We start from the raw sequence: 20,868 nt of genomic DNA on the forward strand, positions 1-20,868 counted from the left end.
ATTAGTACTTATTAAATAACTCGTTTTTTAATAATTCTATATCTTTTTGATGAGTCAAAAGCATTAAGTCGTTTAATTTGTGGTTTTTGTATTGAATCATTCCTCGTTTCATTCCACTTTGTTCAAACTCTTTTAAGATTAGGTTTGAAAAATCGAATTTGTTTGTTATGATGTCTGTTTTGGTTTCTTTGTTAAAAACCATACGAGTAGTAGTTAATTTTCTACTTTCTATATTAATCTCAATTTTTTTCCAAATAATCCAAGCAAAAAATCTAAACAATATATAGCCTAAACAAAATATTATTGAATATATAATTCCAGCTAAACCAAGAAAGAAAATACTAAAAATTGAACAAAGAATAAGAAAAGCTGTAATTTCTAGATACTTTATTGGCATTCTGTCGGAAATCAAAAATTTTCCATTAAAAATAGTAAGTTGTATTTTATTGGATTCGAAATTCATAATTTCAGATATTCAAATATAATTAAAATAGAGTACGGTTTTCTAATTCAAATTTTACAACTCAAACGCTTTTAACTCTAACAATATATTATTAATTTCGCAATGATGGGTTGTGTCTGTTAAGGCTCGGTTTATCTAATCATTTTTAGTTTATTAATACCAAAAGAGAATGAGTAATTCAGTTGCTACAAAATCTACCGATGCGTTGTTGTCGAAAGATAAGTTTAAAGAAACCATTTTAGAAGATTACAAACTTGTTTACATGAGCAGGGAAACTTCTTATTTGGGTAGGAGAGAAGTGTTGACAGGCAAAGCCAAATTTGGAATTTTTGGCGACGGTAAAGAATTACCTCAATTGGCATTGGCTAAACAATTTAGAGAGGGCGATTTTAGATCGGGATATTATCGCGACCAAACCTTAATGATGGCTATTGGGCAATTAACCATTCAAGAATTTTTTGCTCAATTGTACGCACATACCGATGTTAAGGCTGAACCTTGTTCTGCTGGTCGTTCCATGAACGGGCATTTTGGTACACGTAGTTTAAACGACGATGGTACGTGGAAAGATTTGATGAAAATCAAAAATTCTTCTGCTGATATTTCTCCAACTGCTGGTCAAATGGCTCGTTTGTTGGGTTTGGCACAAGCATCAAAAGTATATCGTAACAACAAAAATTTAAAAGGTTTTACCAAATTTTCAAAAGGTGGTAACGAGGTTGCTTTTGGTACCATTGGCGATGCAAGTACATCCGAAGGTCAGTTTTGGGAAGCCATTAATGCTATTGGCGTGTTGCAAGTTCCTGTAGTAATGTCGGTTTGGGATGATGGACAAGGAATTTCAGTACCTAAAAAATACCAAACCACTAAAGAAAGTATTTCTGAGGTTTTAAAAGGATTTCAACGCGATAAAGGAGCGAACAACGGCTACGAAATATTTAAAGTAAAGGCGTGGGATTACCCAGCATTAATAGAAACTTACGAAAAAGCGGTTAAAATTGCTCGTGAAGAACATTGTCCTGTTTTGGTGCATGTGGAAGAAGTTACACAACCACAAGGACATTCAACCTCGGGGTCGCACGAGCGTTACAAAAGTAAAGAGCGTTTAGAATGGGAAGCTGAATATTGCTGTGTAAAGAAATTTAAAGAGTGGATGTTAGAAAACGCTTTGGCTACTCAAGAAGAAATTGATGAACTTGAAAAAGCTGGAAAAAAAGAAGTTAACGAAGCTAAAAAAGCAGCTTGGGAAGCATACTTAAATCCAATTAAAGCGGAACGAAATGAGGTAGTTGATTTGATGCAAAAAATTGCCGCAGAAAGCTCGAATTCAAGTTTTATACAACCGCTTATTGATGGGTTGAAATCGAATACAGAACCTATCCGTAAAGATATTATTTCGGCAGCAAAAAAGACCTTGAGAATTGCTCGTAACGAGCAATTAGCGAGTAAATCGGCATTGTCTGCTTGGTTAAAAACTGCGGCTGATTTGAATTACGACAGATACAGTTCTACGTTGTATTCGGAATATGCTTCATCACCTATGAACGTTACTGAAGTGAAAGCGGTGTTGACTGATAGCATGGAAGATGGTAGAGTGGTGTTGAGAGAGAATTTTGATAAAATATTAGCTACCTACCCAGAAGTGTTGATTTTTGGAGAAGATTCTGGTAAAATAGGTGGAGTAAACCAAGGATTAGAAGGCTTACAAGATAAATATGGTGAGATTAGAGTTTCAGATACTGGAATTAGAGAAAACACCATTTTAGGACAAGGAATAGGAATGGCATTGAGAGGGTTGCGTCCAATAGCCGAAATACAATATTTAGATTATTTGTTGTACGCTTTACAAGTAATGAGCGACGATTTGGCGACTTTACAATACCGTACAAAAGGCGGTCAGAAAGCACCAGTTATTGTGCGTACTCGTGGTCACCGTTTAGAAGGAATTTGGCATTCAGGCTCTCCAATGGGTATGATTATCAATTCGTTGAGAGGAATACACGTTTGTGTGCCACGTAACTTAACCGATGCAGCAGGTTTTTACAATACTTTACTTAAAGGTGACGACCCAGCTATAGTTATTGAACCATTAAATGGTTACAGGACTAAAGAACATATCCCATCTAATTTAGGCGAGTTTACCACTCCTTTAGGTATTCCTGAAGTGTTGACAGAAGGAACAGATTTAACGATTGTTTCGTATGGTTCTACGTGTAATTTAGCGTTGCAAGCTGTTCAACAATTAAACGAAGTGGGCATTTCTGCCGAGTTAATAGATGTTAGAACATTGTTGCCTTTTGATATTAACCACAGCATCGTAGAATCGTTGAAAAATACCAACAGGCTGCTAATTGTTGATGAAGATGTTCCTGGGGGTGCAAGTGCATTTATTTTACAACAAATTGTTGAAGAACAAAAAGGCTATTTTTATTTGGATTCGGAGCCTAAAACATTAACTGCTAAAGCTCACCGACCAGCCTATGGTTCGGATGGTGATTATTTTAGTAAACCAAGTATAGAGGATATTTTTGATGCTGCTTATAACATAATGACCGAGGTGGATTCAACCAAATATCCGGTAATTTATTAATGGAAAAATTTACCAATACATACTTTTTTGGAGCTAATCAATACATGAAGTATGTTTTGCTTTGCTTAATTCTATTGCCATATTCATCTTATGCTCAAAATTTAGATTCTTTAGAGCGTTTGTTGCCTAAAGCAAAGGGCAGAGATAAGGTGGTTTTGCTAACCGATTTGTGCTGGTATTATGGCTCGTCTGACCCTAAAAAAGCAGAGAAGTTTGGTGACGAGGCTGTTAACCTATCTAAACAAATTAAAAACGATACCCTAGTTGCTCAATCGTACAACGATTTAGGTACATTGTTTTTGAGAATTGGAGAATATGATAAGGCTCAAAATCATTACGATAAAGCGATTTCAATACGTGAGAGCCTAAATGATTCTATGGGTTTAGCTGCTCTTTATTCGAAAATGGCAGTCATCGAAGAGATAAAAAGTAATTACCCGAAGGCACTCGAAATGAATTTAAAGGTACTAAAAATTTACGAAAGTGTTGGGAAAGATACGATGGCTATCGCCACACTTTATGGAAATATATCTGTTATACTTGGTAATATTGGACAAGTTGATAATGCTATAAAATACAACGATAAAGCAGCTAAATTTGCTGAGAAATTAAACAACGATCAGCTATCCGGAACAGTGTTGGTTAATTATGCTAATTTTTATGGTAAACAAGACAATGTAGATAAATCACTTGAATTTTACTATAAGGCTTTACCTTATTTTGAGAAAAATAATAACATAAACTCGATAGGGGTAATTATCAATAACATGGCATCTATTTATGATAGAAAAAATGAATTAGATTCAGCCATTTATTACTTTAAACAAGCTCTTCATATCCGTTATCAATTACAAGATAAAAAGGGTGTAATGAGTACAAAGGCTAGTTTGGGTTTAATGTATTTAAAAAAGGAAAGACCAGATTTAGCTATTAATTATGCTTTAGAAGCACTTCCAGTATCACTTGAACTTGAAACCAAAGAAAATACAAAAACAATATATCATGTACTATCTAAGGCATATTTTTTAAAGGGGAACTTACACAATGCTTATAATTACCAAGTGTTGTATACTGAAATGATAGAATCTATTTTTAATGAGACATCGGCTAAACAAGTGGCAGAAATGTCTACAAAGTTTGAGTCGGAGAAAAAAGAGCAAGAAATTTTATTGCTTCAAAAAGATAAGCAATTACAAGATGTAGAGGTGAGTCGTTTAAAAACAATACGTAACATTATTATTGGAGGCTTAGTGCTTGTTTTAATTTTTGTTTTGGTATTGATTAATCGTTTTGTGTTAATTAAACGTCAAAAAACACTGATAGAAAAACAAAAGGCATTGGTTGATGAAAAACAAAAAGAAATATTGGACAGTATTCGATATGCCAAACGTATTCAAGACGCTTTACTTACTTCGCACCAGTATATTGATAGGAGCATTAAAAGATTAAAAGATTAATTATTTGTTAACTTTCTTCTTCACTTTTTTCTAACCCTTTTTTATGCTTTTTGGTAATCATTAATCCAAACATCATTAATAAAGCACTAATAATAATTACTTGTATAATAAGCGATTTGTTAACGAACGAAATTCTATCAAATTCTGAAATAGAAAGAAATAATAAAATAGTTATCAACCCCCTTGGAGATACAAACAATAAAGGAATTAGTTTAAGTTTTGAAATTTTTAGTTGAATTAATCTAAAAACTAAAATGATTGCTACAATACTTACCGACCATTTTAACGTAGAAGTATCTAAAATATCAGCCGTATCTATTAAGTATCCAAACAATAAAAAGAATAAAGAGCGTATTAAAAAAGTTGCTTCAATAGTAAGCTCTTTAAATTTTCCTACCTCTTTGTTAAGTATGTCAGGTCTAAATTTTTGAATCCATTTAAAACGTTTTAACTCATCGATGTTACCTATAAACAAACCAAACATTAAAATAAAAATTAATGCTGGTAAGTGATAAATTTTTGAGATTTCATAAATAAGAATCACCAATAAAATAATAGGTACAAACTTAATTTTTGTTTCTATTTTACTTAGTAGAAATGAAAGAAGGATGGTAGCTAAAAATGAAACTACAATAATAATAAGCAATTGTAATCCAAAATTTCCAAACGATTCTAATCCGATAACACGATTGAAAATAACAAAGTTAAAAAAGATTACACCTAATATATCTGACAAACTACTTTCGTAAATAACAAACTCTTTTTGTGAAGAGGATAGATTTTTTACACTTGGAATAGCAATGGCACTCGATATAATTGCAAGAGGAATTGCATTTACTAAGCAGTCTCTAAATAAGTACTGACCAAAATAGGAGAAAAGGTATGCAAACAAAAATGATAGTGCTAAAATAGGTAGTAATGCTCCAAAAAAAGATTTTTTAATTAATCCAATTTTCGATTTATTAAGTTCTAATTCAAGAGCTCCTTCCAATACAATTAGAATTAAACCAATAGACCCAAGTATTGGTAGAAAAGGAGATAAATCGGGGATGTCAAAATCTAAAAAATGAGTTGATTGACGAACTAGCCAGCCTAGTGCTAGTAATAATATAACCGATGGTATTTTTGTTTTTGAAGATGATAAATCAAAAAAATACGAAATCAGTAATAAAACACAAAAAGTTATAATAATGGCTGTAGTCATTAAATGTAAAGATAACAGTCTTTTTGAGAGTTGAAGTGATAAAAAAGTTAATTTTTCAATATATCCTTAATTATCTTTATGTGATGATGGGTATGTATAGCCAAAAACAAGGTTGTCATTCTTAAATTTAGCACTCCAAAATAGGGATGCTTAAAATTGCTTTTTTTTGGTAATTTATGAATTTCTGTTAAATGTTTTTTTGCGTCAGTAATTTGCTGATGTAATTCTTCTAATTGAATAGAAGATTCATTATTTACTACTTTGGGCGACCTACCTTTTCCTCGTGGAATTACGCCTAAACATAAAATATAAGTTCTTAAAAAGTTAAACTTCCATTGATAGTCCTCAGGGTTAGAGTTCTTTAAAGTGTTACAAACTCCATTAATGACCCTTAATGAGTGGTCGATGTGCCAATCAACTCCTTTTGAAGATACTTTTTTATTTACAACGCTATAATGCTGAATATTTTGGTCAAGTATTTCAATCAGTTGATTTAACTTCATGTTGTTTTAATTAAGTGGAAAGTATGTCTGCTAATTCAAGTAAATCGGCTTTAATTTTTTGATGATGTTTAATGGCTTTATCAAAAGGAACATAGCTAATGTCTTTGTGCTGAACTCCAACCATTAAGTTTGTTTTACCGTCGAGTAATGCATTTACAGCAGCATTTCCTAATCTACTTGCCAAAACTCTATCTAATGCAGAGGGGCTTCCTCCTCGTTGTATATGTCCTAAAACGGTTACTCTAGTATCGAAATCTGGACACGATTTTTTAACTTGTTCAGCAACATTGTATGCACCTCCACTTTCATCACCTTCGGCAACAATTACTATCATGCTTTTTTTATGATTAATAGTGCTACTTTTTAGCTTTGTAATTAATTTATCAATATAAGTAGGAGTTTCAGGAACAAGTATGGCTTCAGCACCAACGCCAATACCACTTCTTAAAGCTATAAAACCAGCATCTCTACCCATTACTTCAACGATAAATAATCTGTTGTGCGAACTTGCAGTATCTCTTATTTTATCAACTGCTTCAATAACTGTATTTAAAGCGGTATCGTAACCAATGCAATAATCAGTTCCGAATAAATCGTTATCTATAGTTCCCGGTATTCCTATAAATGGAATTTGATGTTCTTCGTTAAATATTTTAGCACCAGTAAAAGTACCATCACCACCAATGGCAACAATGCCATCAAGTTGGTATTTTTTTATACTATCGAATGCTTTTTGACGACCTTCTTTTTCGTGAAATTCCTTACAGCGAGCACTTCTTAAAATAGTTCCACCTCGCTGAATAATATTGCTTACATCACTACTTACCAATGGTTTTATATTTCCTTCAATTAAACCTTTGTATCCTTCGTATATTCCATAAGGTTCAATGTTGTTGTATAAACAAGTTCTTACAACTGCTCTAACCGCAGCGTTCATGCCTGGAGAATCTCCTCCAGATGTAAATACCCCAATTTTTTTTAAAGTTTTAGTTTTCATCTCTTACTCGTTTACTTCCGTCGTATAACTGATAATTCATTAATCTACACTCTAAATTACCATTAAAAAGCTTAACTTTTTTACTTGGCTTTAAACCAACTTTTTTTAGTGCCTCCATGTTTGAGCTAATAAACCAAGCACTGTATCCTGCATATTTTTGTTTTAGCGTGTCGCCAAAATCTTTATACAACTCATCCACATTTTCGCCTAATCGTTCACCATAAGGCGGATTACTAACAATAACTCCTTTATCTGCGGGGGCATTAAAATCCTTAAAGTCTTTTTTATGAAGCTCAATAACATCCATTAAATTAGCACTAGAAATATTGGCTCTTGCCATACCTAAGGCTCGTCCAGAAATTTCTACACCTATAACTTTGTTTTCTAAAGGTTTTTGAGATTTTAATGCTTCGTCTTTTATTTTGTTAAATAATGTTGCATCGTAGTTTTTCCAATTCATAAACCCAAACTGTTCTCGTTTAATGTTTGGAGCAATATTTTTAGCCATCATAGCAGCTTCTATTAATAGTGTGCCTGAACCACAGAATAAATCAATAAACGTCGATTTCTTATCCCAATCGCTCAATAAAATTAATCCAGCAGCTAAATCTTCTTTAATTGGAGCAATACTTCTGCTATCACGGTAGCCTCTTTTAAATAATGGGTCGCCCGAACTATCTAAACTAATGGTACAATTACTTTCGGCATCAATGTGTAGGTTTATTCTAATGTCTGGGTTTTCAGTATTAACATTCGGTCGGATGTTAAATTTATCTCTAAATTGATCAACTACAGCATCTTTGGTTTTAAAAGCTGCATATTTAGTGTGATTAAAAATAGGTGAAAATACCGTAGAGTCAATGGCAAAGGTTTGTTTAACATTAAAGAAACTGGTCCAGTCAATATTTTTTACTTTGTCATATAAATCGCTATCGCTGGTTATTTTAAAATTAGCTATCGGAACAAGTATTCTATTAGCGGTTCTCAACCATAAATTGAGTCGATATAAATCGGTTAAATTTCCATTAAAACTAACCACTCTGTTTCCTGTTTCAATATTGCTAATTCCAAGTTGTTTTAACTCCTCATTCAATACTTCTTCTAAACCGAACGAAGTTTTGATAATTATTTTAAATTCTTTCTCATTTGTCATGCCTCAAAGGTAGTATTAAACTGATTGTTAGCACTATAAAATTTTTTTAAATTGATGATTTGGATTAAAAAAAAGATTACAATTGTGTGTAATTTCCAATAACAATTTGGAAATGAGAAAGGTAATTTATAAATTTAATTGTAAATAAATTTTTTTAATATTTAAATGATACATCCAAACACAGAAGTTGGCATCGTAAGTCCGGAGATTGGGCTTGGCGTTTTTGCTAAATCATTTATCCCAAAAGGAACCATAATGTATGTAATAGATGAAATGGAGTTGATTTTTCCTGAGGGTCATCATTTGCTTGTGGATAGTCATTATAGAAGGTATATTGAAAAATTTTCTTATACCGACCAAAATGGAAGTAGAATTGTAAGTTGGGATTACGCTAAATACATCAATCATTATTGCGATAGAAATACGATTAGCACAGGATATGGTTTCGAGATTGCTATACGTGATATTGAAGAAGGAGAGCAAATTACTGATGATTATGGTGCTTTAAACATAGAGCGTTCGATGAAGTGTGGTTGTGGAAAACCAAACTGTAGAGGATTAATTAACCCTAATGATTTACTAACTTATGCTGACCTATGGGATAAAGAGGTTTTACCTGCCATTCAAAACATTAACAATATAGACCAACCTTTGTTGTATTACATTGATGATGTTACAAAAGCTAATTTGGAAAAGTTCATCAATACAGGTAAAGATTATATTTCAGTAAAAACACTTTTTTACGAAAGAACTAAAGTTGCAAAATAAATTTAAAGCCTTTCAGTAATTGAAAGGCTTTTTTAATTCATAAATTTCTGCTGAGCACTTACAAGGAGGAGTTCCACAAATGGCACAGTTGTATTCTTTTTCTAAACTATCTTCTTTCCAATAGTTTGATACAGTTTTAATCGGGTAAAAATTGTTTCTTTTTAATAACCGAGCCATAGGTGTAAGCTCTTGTTTTAACCAACAAACACTAATAACAACATCACATTTATCTTCAATAAAACCAAGAGCTTTATTGAGTAATTGGTTCGACAGTTTTTTACCTCTATATTCATTAACTATAGCAATTTGTTCAACAATTGCTATAATCTTATACTCTTTAAAATAAGATAAAAACCATTCATGTTCTTTTAGCAAAAAATCGTTAATTGATGTTACGGAATGTAATTTAAGAAATATAAACCCTACAAAATTATTATTGTCAGACAAACAAAAACTATAACAGTTTTTTGAAGTAATATGATTGGTGATAGCTTGTAAAGAAAGGTAGTTTAATCCGAAAGCTTCGTCAACAAGCTTTTTAATGTTGTTTATATCGTTATGTTCAACGAGCCTAAACAGCATTACAATATTAAAATGGCAGCCAGTAATCCAATAATAATAACTACAAATTTCTTTAGGTGAAACTTGTGTCCTTCACTGGTTTCAAAAAGAATGGTGGTTGATACATGTAGTAAAATACCAACAGCTAAAGCATTAAGAATAGAAACGTTGTTCAGTAAACTACTTCCATACGTTGATGCTAAAAATAAGCCAATTGGAGCTGTAGCACTAAAAATTGTAGTTGAAATTAAGGTACTTGTGAAAGAATTTTTATTGCTTAACAATAGCGTAACCAAAATAATAACGATTGGTATTTTATGAATTAATATTCCAATTAATAATGAGGTATTGTCGCTATGGTTGTGATGCGCATGATTGGATTCTACTAAAGCCATTCCCTCTACAAATGAGTGTAAACACAAACTCAAGAACAAGGCAAAGGGAAAAATCTTTTTTTCTTTATCAGGATGATAATGACCATGTTCAATACCTTTTGAGAAATACTCTAATAAGACTTGTAAAACAAAACCGACTAAAATAAAAACGCCAATATTGTATGAGTAGTCGTGATATAGTTCGGGTATTAAATGTAAAAAGCATATAGCCAATAAAAAGGCTCCACTAAAAGAAAGTAATAACTTTAAGTTAGAAGTTAATTTAGGCTTTAGAAATAAAATTACAATCCCTGTAATTAAAGGAACAAAAAGTAGTGTTAGGTATGTGTAAATTAACTCCATTATTTTTTTGCAATAATAATCAATCTTTCAGAGTTTTCTTCATCAAATGGATTTAATGAATAGTCGCCAAAAATAGCTTCTAAAGTTAATCCCGCTTTTTTCAGGTAATTTTTGAAATTAGTTAATTGGATTAGTTTAACACGTTCTGTAAAATGAAAATCGGTATTGTTATCGTTAAATTTTATGTGCTTAATAATAAAGTTGTTATCTAGTTCTTTGGTAATGTCGAAGGTAATGTGTTCAACTTTTTTTGTCTCAATAGTTTTAAGGTTTGATAACGTATGTTTCACATTTAAAAAATCAATAACCAAAACGCCACCTTTTTTTAAACTACTAGCCATTGCATCAATTGATTGTTGGTTATCGTTTTCATCCGAAAAATAACCAAAGCTGGTAAATAAATTAAAAGCACAATCGTAATAATCCAATTTAAGAGGCTTTCTAATGTCGTTTATGAAAAAATTAAGGGTATTATTTTGGTATTGTTTGGCATCTATAATGCTGTTTTCCGATAAATCAAAAGCATCGGTTTTGTATCCTAATTTATTAATGTAGATAGCATGCCTACCTTTTCCACAAGCGATATCAAGCATTTTGCAAGTTGGACTAGGTTTTAAGTAATGTATAAGATTGTTTATAAAGTGTTCGGCTTCAACATAATCTCTATTTTTATAGAGTAAATGGTAGTAATGAGAATCAAACCATTCTTCAAACCAGCTATTTTTATCTTGGTTAATTTCCATTTTTAAACTATCTTTCAATCCACAAAAATAGGTTATTCTATATTAAATGAACTTGCGTAATTTTTTTATTTTGTTGTTCTTAATGAGTGCTTTCCTTTTAAAAGGGCAGTTTTCGAAACCTTTTGTGAAAAATTATACACCAAAAGATTACAACGCGTTTTTTCAAAATTGGGATGCTGTTCAAGACAAAAAGGGAGTAATGTATTTTGCCAATAATTATGGTGTATTGGTTTTTTCGGGTAACAAATGGGATGTAATAGGAGCTCCAAATGGTTCAATAATACGTTCGTTGGTTTTAAATAATGAAGGAAAAGTTGTTGCAGGTGGTTATAACGAAATAGGTATTATTGAGAGCGATAAACAGGGTAATCCTGCTTTCAACTCGATTACCACTTCTTTAGCCGAAGAATTTCAAGATTTTGGTAGTGTTTGGAACATTGTTCAACTAAAAAACAGCACATATTTTTCGACCGATAGGTATATTTTGAAATATGAAAACAACAAACTAAGTAAAGTGGCTGATAAGGGAGGTAAGTTGTTTTCCAAAGTAGGGAGTACTATCTATCTTTCTACTGATTCGTCGGGGTTGATGAAATTCGAAAATGAACAGCTTCAAGAATTGCCTCGAGGTAACTTTTTTAGTAAAATGAAAATTTATGCGGTAGTTGAAAATAGAAATGGTATAATGGTTGTAACCAAAGACGACGGATTATATTTTTACTCTACCGATACCATTTACGAAGTTGGAGATGCTAAAACTAAAGCTATTTTTAAGCAATCTGATTTATATTCTGCTGCGGTTCTTCCTGATGGTAATATTTGTATTTCAACACTTAAAAATGGTGTGATAATACTGAATCAAATTGGAGAGATAGAAGAGATTTTTAACAAGCAAAGTGGTGTTCAACATCAAACTTGTTGGAAAACCTTTTTCGATAAACAAGGGAATTTGTGGTTGATGTTGGATAAAGGAATTACAAAAATAGAATACAACAGTCCTTTTTCTAGTTACAATACCAATGGAGAAATTGAAGGAACGATAATGAGTATTGCTAGGTTCAATAACAATATGTTTGTAGCTACTTCGGTTGGATTGTATCAGTCTAAAACCACCACAACGCCATTTGGAGATAAATTAGAGTTTAGACTAATTCCTGATATTAAATCTCAATGTTGGGATTTGCTTGAAATTAATGACAGAATATTGGTTGCTAGTAGTGGAGGAGTATTTGGTATCAATAAACAAGACCAAGTAATTCGGTATAATAATGATATTGTTTATGTGCTAAAAAAATCGAGTTATTATTCTAATTTAATTTTTACTGGTAGAGAAGATGGGCTTTCATTGGTTAATTTTAATCAAGGATGGAAAGAAGATAAGATACTTGAGGTAAATACACAAGTAAGAAGTATTTACGAAGAAACAGAGCAAAACATTTGGTTAGGAACTTATGTAAATGGAGCGATTAATTTTAACTATCAATTAACGGATGATTTTAAATTATTATCGTCAAAAGCTAAAAATTATAGCTACGACGAGGGGTTAAAAGGGCTAGAAGTAGATGTGTTTAATTACAACAATGAAGTTGTTTTTAGTACCGATATTGGGTTGATGAAAAAAAAGGTAAAAAATGGAAAAATCATTTTTTACCCTGATACCACGCTCGGCAAATCGTTCTCTAATTCAACCAGATTAGTTTATAGATTAATGGAAGACAATTTCCATAACGTATGGATGTATGCTCCAATTAGTGGAGTAGTTAATAATGAACCATTGGGGTTTGTAAAGGAGCACAACGATAATTACAGCTTTAATTACCAACAGTTTAATAGATTGCCACAAGGAATTATTTATGCCATTTATCCAGATTATAACAGCGATGTTTGGCTGGGAGGAGTTGAGGGGTTGTTTAAATACAATCATCTTAAAAATTCGGTAAAGTATAATGCTATTTTTTATACTCTATTAAATAAAGTTAGTATTTCTAATGATTCTATTATCCATGTAGGAGTTTTTGGATTACCAAAATCTACGTATGAGATTAACTACGAAAACAACAATATTCAATTTGAATTTAGTTGTACCAATTTTTTAAACGAACAACAAAATCAATTTCAATATAAACTAGAAGGTTTTGATGACGATTGGTCGGAATGGACTACTGAAAGCAAAAAACAATACACCAATTTATTTGAAGGAAATTACACCTTTAAAGTTCGTTCTAGAAATGCCTTTAATGACCTCGGAATAGAAACTGTTTTTCGGTTTAAAATAATTCCACCATGGTACAGAGGCTGGTTGGCTTACGTAGTATATGTTTTAGCTCTTGCTTTATTTATATGGTTTATTGTAAAGCTAAGTGTTTATCGGTTAAAACTTGCCAATTTAAAATTAGAAGGAATTATTAAGTTAAGAACAAAAGAAATTAGGGAGAAAAATGAGCAGTTGTTAGATGCTTTAACAGATATAAAAGATAGTATAAACTATGCTAAAAGATTACAGGAAGCTATTTTGCCTAAACAATCAGAAATAGACAGCGTTTTTCCTGAAAACTTTGTGTTTTTTGCACCTAGAGATATTGTTAGTGGCGATTTTTATTGGTTGTCGGAACGAAACAATAATAAGCTTTTTGTAGTTGCCGATTGTACAGGTCATGGTGTGCCAGGGGCATTTGTATCAATGTTAGGTAATGATTTGTTAAATCACATTGTTAACGATGAAACAATTAACAACCCAGCATTAATTTTAACACTTTTAAATCAAGGAGTACAAAATGCTTTTAGAAGTACTGATGTTAAAACCAATAGTAACGATGGAATGGATATTTCGATTATTTCTATTAATGAAAAACTGATGCTGAAATATTCGGGAGCAAACCGACCATTATTTATAGTTAGAAAAAATGAATTGATAGAACTTAAACCTGATAAAACTGCAATTGGAGGAAGAACAGCATTTGAGTTTAAGTTTGAAGAACAATCTTTTCAATTACATAAAAATGATTTAATTTATATGTTTAGCGATGGGTTTGCTGACCAATTTGGTGGTGCAAATAATAAGAAATATTTGATTAAACGGTTAAAAGATCTTTTGCTAAAAAACGCTATGTTGACGATGGTAGCTCAAAAAGAAATTTTGAAAAACGAATTTCTGGAATGGAAAAAGGAGGTGAACCAACTTGATGATGTGTTAGTTACAGGAATTAAAATATAGAAATTAATCTGTTAATTTGTATTAGAATAAAATCAATTTATTGCCAAAAATATTTTTACATATCGGTTTTATACTTGCCTTGTTACAAGGTGTTGTTGCACAAGATTTGAGGTTTAATCAGATAACCAATTCTGATGGGTTGTCTCAAAGTGTTGTAAACTGTATTTTAGAAGATAAATATGGATTTATTTGGGTAGGAACTCAAGATGGATTAAATAAATACGATGGATATTCTATTGAAATTATTAAAACCAATCCGCATGATTCTTTATCACTTTCAGGTAATAATATTTTGTCCATTTTTGAAGATAAAACAGGTATTATTTGGATAGGGACTAATGATGCAGGATTAAACTCATACAACAGATTTACTAATAAGTTTACAGTTTTTAAGCAAAATCCTACCGTAAAAAATACATTGATAAACAATACAATTCGGTCTATTACAGAAGATGAAAATGGTGTTTTATGGATAGGAACTGAAGGGGGGATGTGTAGTTTGGATAAAGACCGAAAAACATTTACCAACTATTACCCACACGAAAAAGGATTAAAAAGTAACAGAGTGTGGAGTATTGTTCTTTCATCAAATAAAAATCAATTGTATGTTGCAACTTTTGGAGAAGGGCTACATATCTTCAATAAAAAATCACAACAATTTACACAAGTTAAAGATACCACTAAAAATGGTGGTTTAAAGGTGCCAGGTAGCGAAAAAGTAAGAACGGTTTTAGAAGATTTAGCTGGAAATGTATGGATGGGAACGAATAATTCAGGGTTAATTAAATACCAGCCAAAAATAAATCAGTTTCAATATTTTGTAGAAGGTAAGTCCACTAAAAATATTTCTAATGAGAGGGTAAGATGTCTCACTCAAATGCCTGATGGAACGATTTGGATAGGAACTTTTAATGGATTAAATGTATTTAATCCTAAAACCAATGAGTTTACTAAACATTATAGAAATGAATCAAACACTTATTCATTAAACAACAACAACATTACATGTGTATTAGGTAGTAATAATAACATTTATTGGGTAGGAACCGATGGAGGTGGGCTTAACATCTATAAACAATTAGCCAATCGATTTAGACATTATTTTAAAGAAGAAAACAAGGTCAATACCCTATCAGAAAATACCGTAATGTCTATTTTAAAAACTACTGATGGTAATTTATGGCTAGGTACATTGGGGGGAGGAATAAATATTCTTGACAGAAATAAAAATGAATACAGACAGATTACTTTTCCAGAAAACAAAATCCATTCTCGTATTTTATCGCTGCATCAAGACCAAGATGGGTTGGTTTGGATAGGTTCATGGGGTGGTGGTGCAAATTTTTACGACCCTGTAAGTAAACAATTTTCACAACCTTTAGAGGAAGGTAAAGTTTTGAATGGAACTTCAATTTCAAACAACACTGTTGTAGATATTGATGAGGATAAATTTGGAAATATTTGGATAGCGACATTAAATGGGCTTAATAAATTCGATAAAGAAAAGAAATCGATTAGAAATTTTTTTACTGGCGATGGTTTAGTTGGTAGTAACGTTACAAGTTTGTTTTCCGATAAGGAAGATGACAAGCTTTATGTTGGTACGAGTAATGGTTTGTGTGTGTTAGATGTTTATAGTAATAAAATTAATAGAGTAGATATTAAAAATAATGAAGTAACCATTAATTCTATTGAAAAAATAGATGATAAGAATTTCTGGATAGGAACAAATGCTGGGTTGGTGCATTTGAATACAAAAGACAATGCTGTTCTTTGGTTTTTTGAGATTGATGGTCTTCCAAACGAATATATTTATGGAGTTTTAAAAGACAATAAGAATGTATTATGGATAAGTACCAATTTTGGGTTATCCAAACTTGATTTGAAGCTTTATGCAAAAAATCAAATAGCTCAATTTAAAAATTACTTTGAAATTGATGGGCTTCAATCCAATGAATTTAATCAAGGGGCATACCATGTATCAAACGATGGAGAGATGTTTTTTGGTGGAATTAATGGGTTTAATTCATTTTATCCTGAAAAAGTAATTGATAACCCACATCAGCCACCAGTTTACTTTACTTCATTTAAAATTTTTGAGAAAGAAGTGGAACTGGATTCGAATATTTCTCAGAAAAAATATTTAGAGTTAAGTTACAAGGATCAGTTTTTTTCTTTCGAGTTTGTAGGTATTGATTTTAATTTGCCTACTAAAAACATGTTTTCGTGGAAGCTAGAAGGTATTGATGAGGACTGGAATCCTCCTACAAAAAGAAGATATGTAAGTTATAATAATTTACCTGGAGGTGATTATGTATTACGAGTTAGAGCATCTAATAATGATGGGGTATGGAATGAGGAGGGGGTTGCTATTCATATAAAAATCATTCCGCCATTTTGGAAAACAACTTGGTTTTATATTGTTTGCACAATCTTACTTGTTGTTTTTATTTTCGGCTTTATTAAATTCAGAGAACGTAAATTGTTGACTGAAAAGAGAATGTTGGCTCAAAAAGTAACAGAAAGAACAAAAGAACTTCAAGAAAAAAACAAAGATATTTTAAGCAGTATAACATACGCTAAAAGAATTCAGGAGGCTATTCTCCCACCGTTAAACGAGGTTAAAAAACATTTTCCCAATTCATTTATATATTATTCTCCTAAAGATATTGTTAGTGGCGATTTTTATTGGTTTGGTACTAAAAATAACAAATGTATTCTTGCAGCTGTTGATTGTACTGGACATGGGGTTCCGGGTGCATTCATGAGTATGATTGGGCATAATTTATTGCATCAAATTGTAGTGAAGGAAGATGTGATTATACCTTCGGAGATTCTCAATAAATTGGATAAAGCTGTTGTTAAAGCTCTAAAACAAGATGATAATTTCGATACTAAAGATGGAATGGACATGTCATTAATTGTTTTTGACAAAGAAACAAAAGAGCTAGAATTTGCAGGGGCTTATCGTCCATTATATCTGTTTAAAAACAAGGAGTTAATTAAAATAGAAGCTGATAAGTATCCTATAGGTGGAGGAAAACAGATACAAGAAAACAAGTTATTTACCAATCATAAAATAGATATAACCGAAGGAGATATTATTTATTTATTTACCGATGGTTATCCTGATCAGTTTGGAGGAATTGATGAACAAGCTAGAGGATTAGGAGGTAAAAAAATTATGGTTAAAAAGTTTCAAGAAATTATCAAACAAAATATTGATTTAGATATGCAAAATCAAGAAGGTGAACTTAAAACATATTTTAATGAGTGGAAAGGTAATCTTGAGCAGGTTGATGATATTTTAGTGATAGGAATTAAATTTTAAAAATAAATTAGTTAAAACTTGAATTATTCAATCAAATTAATATCTTTGGAAAACGAATAGGAAAAGTTGAAGTATAGTTAATGAAAAATATACACGATTTTTATAATATGATGGAAGACGGAAATATAATGCTCTCTTTTAAAGGAGAAGTAACTTCCGACTTACTCACCTCTATACTTCAGATTATGGAGTCTAAAATGGAAGTTTTAGACGAATCTCCTAAAATCAAGAAGAAGGTTTACAATATTCTTGTTGAGTGTTTGCAAAACTTGTATCATCATATTGACGAAGATGATACTTTAACTGCTGCTAACGAAAAATCAGCTTTGTTTATGATTAGAAAAAGCGACGAAGGTGATTATTCAATAATGACAGGGAATTACATTGCAAATGAAAATGTTAATCATCTGAAATCGAAGTTAGATAAGATTAACAGTATGGATAAAGAAGAATTGAAAGATTACTATAAAGAGGTACTTAATAATGGAGAAATGTCTGCTAAAGGCGGAGGAGGTTTAGGTATGATTGATATAGCAAGAAAATCTGGTAGAAAATTAGATTACAGCTTTGTGAATATAGATAGTAAGTTTTCTTTTTTTAGTTTAATAGTTAATATCGCACAATAAATAATATTTGAATATGGAAGAGTTAATAATAGAAGGATCACCAAAAACACCAACCATTAAGTTTAACCCTGAGACAGGATACTTATTAGTAAGAGGTAGATCAATTCCTGAAAATTCCATTGAGTTTTATAAGCCGTTGGTAGATGCATTAGAGGCTTACAATAAAAGCTCAAAGTCTCAAACTAAAGTGGATATTCAATTGGAGTATTTCAATACAAGTTCATCAAAGTGTATTTTGGATGTATTTAAGAAGTTGGAAGCTATTAATGCTGGAAGTAGTGAAGTTACCATTAATTGGTACTACGAAGAAGATGATGAGGATATGTTAGAGGCAGGTGAAGATTACCAAGCAATTATTAGTGTACCCTTTAAAATGATAGAAGTAGAAGAGGATTAAAACCTGATTCATTTCACATAAAACAAAAAAGCTCTTAGACACCTAAGAGCTTTTTTGTTGTTTAAGTCGGGATGACAGGATTTGAACCTGCGACCACACGCCCCCCAGACGTGTACTCTACCGAGCTGAGCTACATCCCGAATTCTACTGCAATTCTAATAAAAAATGTTATTAAAACTCCTTTTATGTGAATAAAATATCCAAAAAACCTTATTCATTTTGAGTAAATTTGTAATCTCAAAAAACAAATAAAACTTATGTCAGAACAAATAGAAAAGGTAAAATGTTTAATCATAGGCTCTGGTCCAGCAGGATACACAGCGGCAATTTATGCTGCACGAGCAAATATGAACCCAGTTTTATATCAAGGAATGCAGCCCGGTGGACAATTAACCACAACTAATGAGGTTGAAAATTTTCCTGGATATCCCGATGGAGTTACGGGTCCAGAAATGATGATACAACTCGAAAATCAAGCAAAACGATTTAATACGGATATTAGAAATGGTTGGGTAACTAAAGTTGATTTTACTGGTCCAGTACATAAAGTTTGGATTGAGGATAAAAAAGAAATTCATGCTGATACAGTAATTATTTCTACAGGTGCTAGTGCTAAATATTTAGGGTTACCATCCGAACAACATTATTTAAAAGCAGGAGGAGGCGTTTCTGCTTGTGCAGTATGCGATGGATTCTTTTATAGAAATCAAGAAACGGTAATTGTTGGAGCTGGCGATTCAGCTTGTGAGGAAGCTCATTATTTGTCTAACATTTGTAAAAAAGTTACCATGTTGGTTAGAAAGGATGATTTTAGAGCATCAAAAATTATGGCTGATAGGGTTAAGAAAACACCAAATATTGAAATTTTATACAACACAGAAACTGAAGAAGTTTTAGGTGAAAATGATTTAGTAACAGGCGTTAGAGTTAAAAATAACCAAACAGGAGAAGTAAAAGTAATTCCTTGTACTGGATTTTTTGTTGCTATTGGACATACGCCAAATACCGAAATTTTTAAAGATTACATTAATTTAGATGCAGCAGGATATATTGAATATGCGAAACCAGGAACATCAAAAACCAATGTAGAAGGGGTTTTTGTTTCGGGAGATGCTGCTGATAAAACATATCGTCAGGCAATAACTGCTGCAGGAACAGGTTGTATGGCGGCGTTAGATGCTGAGCGATATTTAGCAGCATTAGGTCATTAATATAAAAATATAAAAAAATGAAAAATATAGCAGTAATAGGAGCAGGCACAATGGGTAATGGTATAGCTCACACTTTTGCTCAAAGTGGTTTTAAAGTAAATTTAATTGATGTTTCTCAACCAGCCTTAGATAAAGCAATTTCGACTATCACCAAAAATTTAGATCGTATGGTGATAAAGGAAAAAATTTCTGAGGGCGACAAATCACATACCTTGAGTAACATAACAACTTATACCGATTTAAGTAGTGGTGTTAATGGAGTTGATTTAGTCGTTGAAGCAGCAACAGAAAACATTGACTTAAAATTAAAGATATTTAAAACTCTTGATGAAGTTACTGACTCATCAGTAATCTTAGCATCTAATACATCGTCTATTTCTATAACAAAAATTGCATCAGTTACTAATCGTGCTGATAAAGTAATAGGTATGCACTTTATGAATCCGGTGCCAATTATGAAATTGGTAGAGATTATTAGAGGATATTCTACATCTGATGAAGTAACAAATACTATCATGGAATTATCTAAAAAATTAGGTAAAGTTCCAGTTGAAGTAAACGATTATCCAGGGTTTGTAGCAAATAGAATTTTAATGCCAATGATTAATGAAGCAATTATTACGTTGTATGAAGGTGTTGCCGGAGTTGAAGAGATTGATACCGTAATGAAGTTGGGAATGGCTCATCCTATGGGTCCGTTACAATTGGCTGATTTTATTGGATTGGATGTTTGCCTATCTATTTTAAATGTTTTGCATGATGGTTTCGGTAATCCAAAATATGCTCCATGTCCGTTATTGGTAAACATGGTTACAGCAGGTAAAATGGGTGTTAAAAATGGAGAAGGATTTTATGAGTGGACTCACGGTACAAAAGATTTAATTGTTTCAAGCCAGTTTAAGTAGAAATAATA

The 20,868-nt window shown here is 31.8% G+C and carries 17 protein-coding genes and 1 tRNA gene; 9 read left to right on the forward strand and 9 right to left on the reverse strand.

What is annotated here, in order from left to right:
• Position 1: 1 nt before the first annotated feature.
• Complete coding sequence (locus H6589_03865) at positions 2-463, reverse strand: hypothetical protein (protein ID MCB9173723.1); 462 nt, start codon at positions 461-463, stop codon at positions 2-4.
• Between the two features lie 169 nt (positions 464-632).
• Between H6589_03865 and H6589_03870 the strand changes: the two genes are divergently transcribed.
• Positions 633-3,053: a transketolase gene (locus tag H6589_03870; protein ID MCB9173724.1), complete on the forward strand. Its 2,421-nt coding sequence runs from the start codon at positions 633-635 to the stop codon at positions 3,051-3,053.
• Positions 3,053-4,510, forward strand: coding sequence for a tetratricopeptide repeat protein (locus H6589_03875; protein ID MCB9173725.1), 1,458 nt, complete (start codon positions 3,053-3,055; stop codon positions 4,508-4,510). The genes H6589_03870 and H6589_03875 overlap by 1 nt, the downstream gene beginning before the upstream one ends.
• A gap of 7 nt (positions 4,511-4,517) precedes the next feature.
• On the opposite strand, the gene H6589_03880 is transcribed toward H6589_03875, so the two are convergent.
• The 4 genes from H6589_03880 to H6589_03895 are packed head-to-tail and all read right to left on the reverse strand — an operon-like array spanning position 4,518 to position 8,367.
• The gene (locus H6589_03880) at positions 4,518-5,714 is read right to left on the reverse strand and encodes a sodium:proton antiporter (GenBank protein ID MCB9173726.1); all 1,197 of its coding nucleotides are present in this window, start codon (positions 5,712-5,714) and stop codon (positions 4,518-4,520) included.
• Between the two features lie 47 nt (positions 5,715-5,761).
• A complete protein-coding gene (locus tag H6589_03885) occupies positions 5,762-6,217 on the reverse strand; it encodes a hypothetical protein (protein MCB9173727.1) in 456 nt (151 codons plus the stop codon).
• A 10-nt stretch (positions 6,218-6,227) separates the two neighbouring features.
• Positions 6,228-7,214, reverse strand: coding sequence for a 6-phosphofructokinase (gene pfkA / locus H6589_03890; GenBank protein ID MCB9173728.1), 987 nt, complete (start codon positions 7,212-7,214; stop codon positions 6,228-6,230).
• A complete protein-coding gene (locus H6589_03895) occupies positions 7,204-8,367 on the reverse strand; it encodes a class I SAM-dependent RNA methyltransferase (protein ID MCB9173729.1) in 1,164 nt (387 codons plus the stop codon). Before H6589_03895 ends, pfkA begins: the two co-directional genes overlap by 11 nt.
• A gap of 165 nt (positions 8,368-8,532) precedes the next feature.
• Here H6589_03895 and H6589_03900 point away from each other — a divergent pair, with 165 nt between their 5' ends.
• Entirely contained in the window at positions 8,533-9,135 is a 603-nt protein-coding gene (locus H6589_03900) for an SET domain-containing protein (protein MCB9173730.1), read from the forward strand.
• Between the two features lie 12 nt (positions 9,136-9,147).
• Here the strand turns inward: H6589_03900 and H6589_03905 are convergent, their stop codons facing one another.
• From H6589_03905 to H6589_03915, 3 genes are read right to left on the reverse strand one after another with little or no spacing between them, the layout of a single operon-like run.
• Positions 9,148-9,717 carry a GNAT family N-acetyltransferase gene (locus H6589_03905; GenBank protein MCB9173731.1) on the reverse strand — a complete coding sequence of 190 codons (570 nt, stop codon included), beginning with the start codon at positions 9,715-9,717 and terminating at the stop codon, positions 9,148-9,150.
• The gene (locus H6589_03910) at positions 9,717-10,433 is read right to left on the reverse strand and encodes a ZIP family metal transporter (protein MCB9173732.1); all 717 of its coding nucleotides are present in this window, start codon (positions 10,431-10,433) and stop codon (positions 9,717-9,719) included. Before H6589_03910 ends, H6589_03905 begins: the two co-directional genes overlap by 1 nt.
• A complete protein-coding gene (locus H6589_03915; GenBank protein ID MCB9173733.1) occupies positions 10,433-11,176 on the reverse strand; it encodes a class I SAM-dependent methyltransferase in 744 nt (247 codons plus the stop codon). The genes H6589_03910 and H6589_03915 overlap by 1 nt, the downstream gene beginning before the upstream one ends.
• An 82-nt stretch (positions 11,177-11,258) precedes the next feature.
• On the opposite strand from H6589_03915, the gene H6589_03920 reads away from it, so the two are divergent.
• From H6589_03920 to H6589_03935, 4 genes are all read left to right on the forward strand, one after another.
• On the forward strand, positions 11,259-14,390 hold the full coding sequence (locus H6589_03920) for a SpoIIE family protein phosphatase (GenBank protein MCB9173734.1): 3,132 nt from the start codon (positions 11,259-11,261) through the stop codon (positions 14,388-14,390).
• Between the two features lie 40 nt (positions 14,391-14,430).
• The gene (locus tag H6589_03925) at positions 14,431-17,721 is read left to right on the forward strand and encodes a SpoIIE family protein phosphatase (GenBank protein MCB9173735.1); all 3,291 of its coding nucleotides are present in this window, start codon (positions 14,431-14,433) and stop codon (positions 17,719-17,721) included.
• Between the two features lie 80 nt (positions 17,722-17,801).
• Positions 17,802-18,347, forward strand: coding sequence for a hypothetical protein (locus H6589_03930; GenBank protein ID MCB9173736.1), 546 nt, complete (start codon positions 17,802-17,804; stop codon positions 18,345-18,347).
• Positions 18,348-18,360: 13 nt separating this feature from the next.
• On the forward strand, positions 18,361-18,744 hold the full coding sequence (locus H6589_03935) for a DUF1987 domain-containing protein (protein ID MCB9173737.1): 384 nt from the start codon (positions 18,361-18,363) through the stop codon (positions 18,742-18,744).
• A gap of 66 nt (positions 18,745-18,810) precedes the next feature.
• On the opposite strand, the gene H6589_03940 is transcribed toward H6589_03935, so the two are convergent.
• Positions 18,811-18,884: transfer RNA gene (locus H6589_03940), tRNA-Pro, on the reverse strand.
• Between the two features lie 117 nt (positions 18,885-19,001).
• Between H6589_03940 and trxB the strand changes: the two genes are divergently transcribed.
• Positions 19,002-19,955 (forward strand): thioredoxin-disulfide reductase, encoded by a 954-nt coding sequence (gene trxB / locus H6589_03945; protein ID MCB9173738.1) that lies wholly within the window; start codon positions 19,002-19,004, stop codon positions 19,953-19,955.
• A gap of 17 nt (positions 19,956-19,972) precedes the next feature.
• Positions 19,973-20,860: a 3-hydroxybutyryl-CoA dehydrogenase gene (locus H6589_03950; GenBank protein ID MCB9173739.1), complete on the forward strand. Its 888-nt coding sequence runs from the start codon at positions 19,973-19,975 to the stop codon at positions 20,858-20,860.
• Positions 20,861-20,868: the final 8 nt, after the last annotated feature.

It is taken from the genome of Flavobacteriales bacterium, assembly GCA_020635795.1.
Classification (GTDB): Bacteria; Bacteroidota; Bacteroidia; order Flavobacteriales_E; family Vicingaceae; genus Vicingus.

Coding starts and splice junctions, on each gene's coding strand:
- H6589_03865 (MCB9173723.1), bottom strand. CDS start 463: ATGAATTTCGAATCCAATAAAATACAACTTACTATTTTTAATGGAAAA.
- H6589_03870 (MCB9173724.1), top strand. CDS start 633: ATGAGTAATTCAGTTGCTACAAAATCTACCGATGCGTTGTTGTCGAAA.
- H6589_03875 (MCB9173725.1), top strand. CDS start 3,053: ATGGAAAAATTTACCAATACATACTTTTTTGGAGCTAATCAATACATG.
- H6589_03880 (MCB9173726.1), bottom strand. CDS start 5,714: ATGACTACAGCCATTATTATAACTTTTTGTGTTTTATTACTGATTTCG.
- H6589_03885 (MCB9173727.1), bottom strand. CDS start 6,217: ATGAAGTTAAATCAACTGATTGAAATACTTGACCAAAATATTCAGCAT.
- pfkA (MCB9173728.1), bottom strand. CDS start 7,214: ATGAAAACTAAAACTTTAAAAAAAATTGGGGTATTTACATCTGGAGGA.
- H6589_03895 (MCB9173729.1), bottom strand. CDS start 8,367: ATGACAAATGAGAAAGAATTTAAAATAATTATCAAAACTTCGTTCGGT.
- H6589_03900 (MCB9173730.1), top strand. CDS start 8,533: ATGATACATCCAAACACAGAAGTTGGCATCGTAAGTCCGGAGATTGGG.
- H6589_03905 (MCB9173731.1), bottom strand. CDS start 9,717: ATGCTGTTTAGGCTCGTTGAACATAACGATATAAACAACATTAAAAAG.
- H6589_03910 (MCB9173732.1), bottom strand. CDS start 10,433: ATGGAGTTAATTTACACATACCTAACACTACTTTTTGTTCCTTTAATT.
- H6589_03915 (MCB9173733.1), bottom strand. CDS start 11,176: ATGGAAATTAACCAAGATAAAAATAGCTGGTTTGAAGAATGGTTTGAT.
- H6589_03920 (MCB9173734.1), top strand. CDS start 11,259: ATGAGTGCTTTCCTTTTAAAAGGGCAGTTTTCGAAACCTTTTGTGAAA.
- H6589_03930 (MCB9173736.1), top strand. CDS start 17,802: ATGAAAAATATACACGATTTTTATAATATGATGGAAGACGGAAATATA.
- H6589_03935 (MCB9173737.1), top strand. CDS start 18,361: ATGGAAGAGTTAATAATAGAAGGATCACCAAAAACACCAACCATTAAG.
- trxB (MCB9173738.1), top strand. CDS start 19,002: ATGTCAGAACAAATAGAAAAGGTAAAATGTTTAATCATAGGCTCTGGT.
- H6589_03950 (MCB9173739.1), top strand. CDS start 19,973: ATGAAAAATATAGCAGTAATAGGAGCAGGCACAATGGGTAATGGTATA.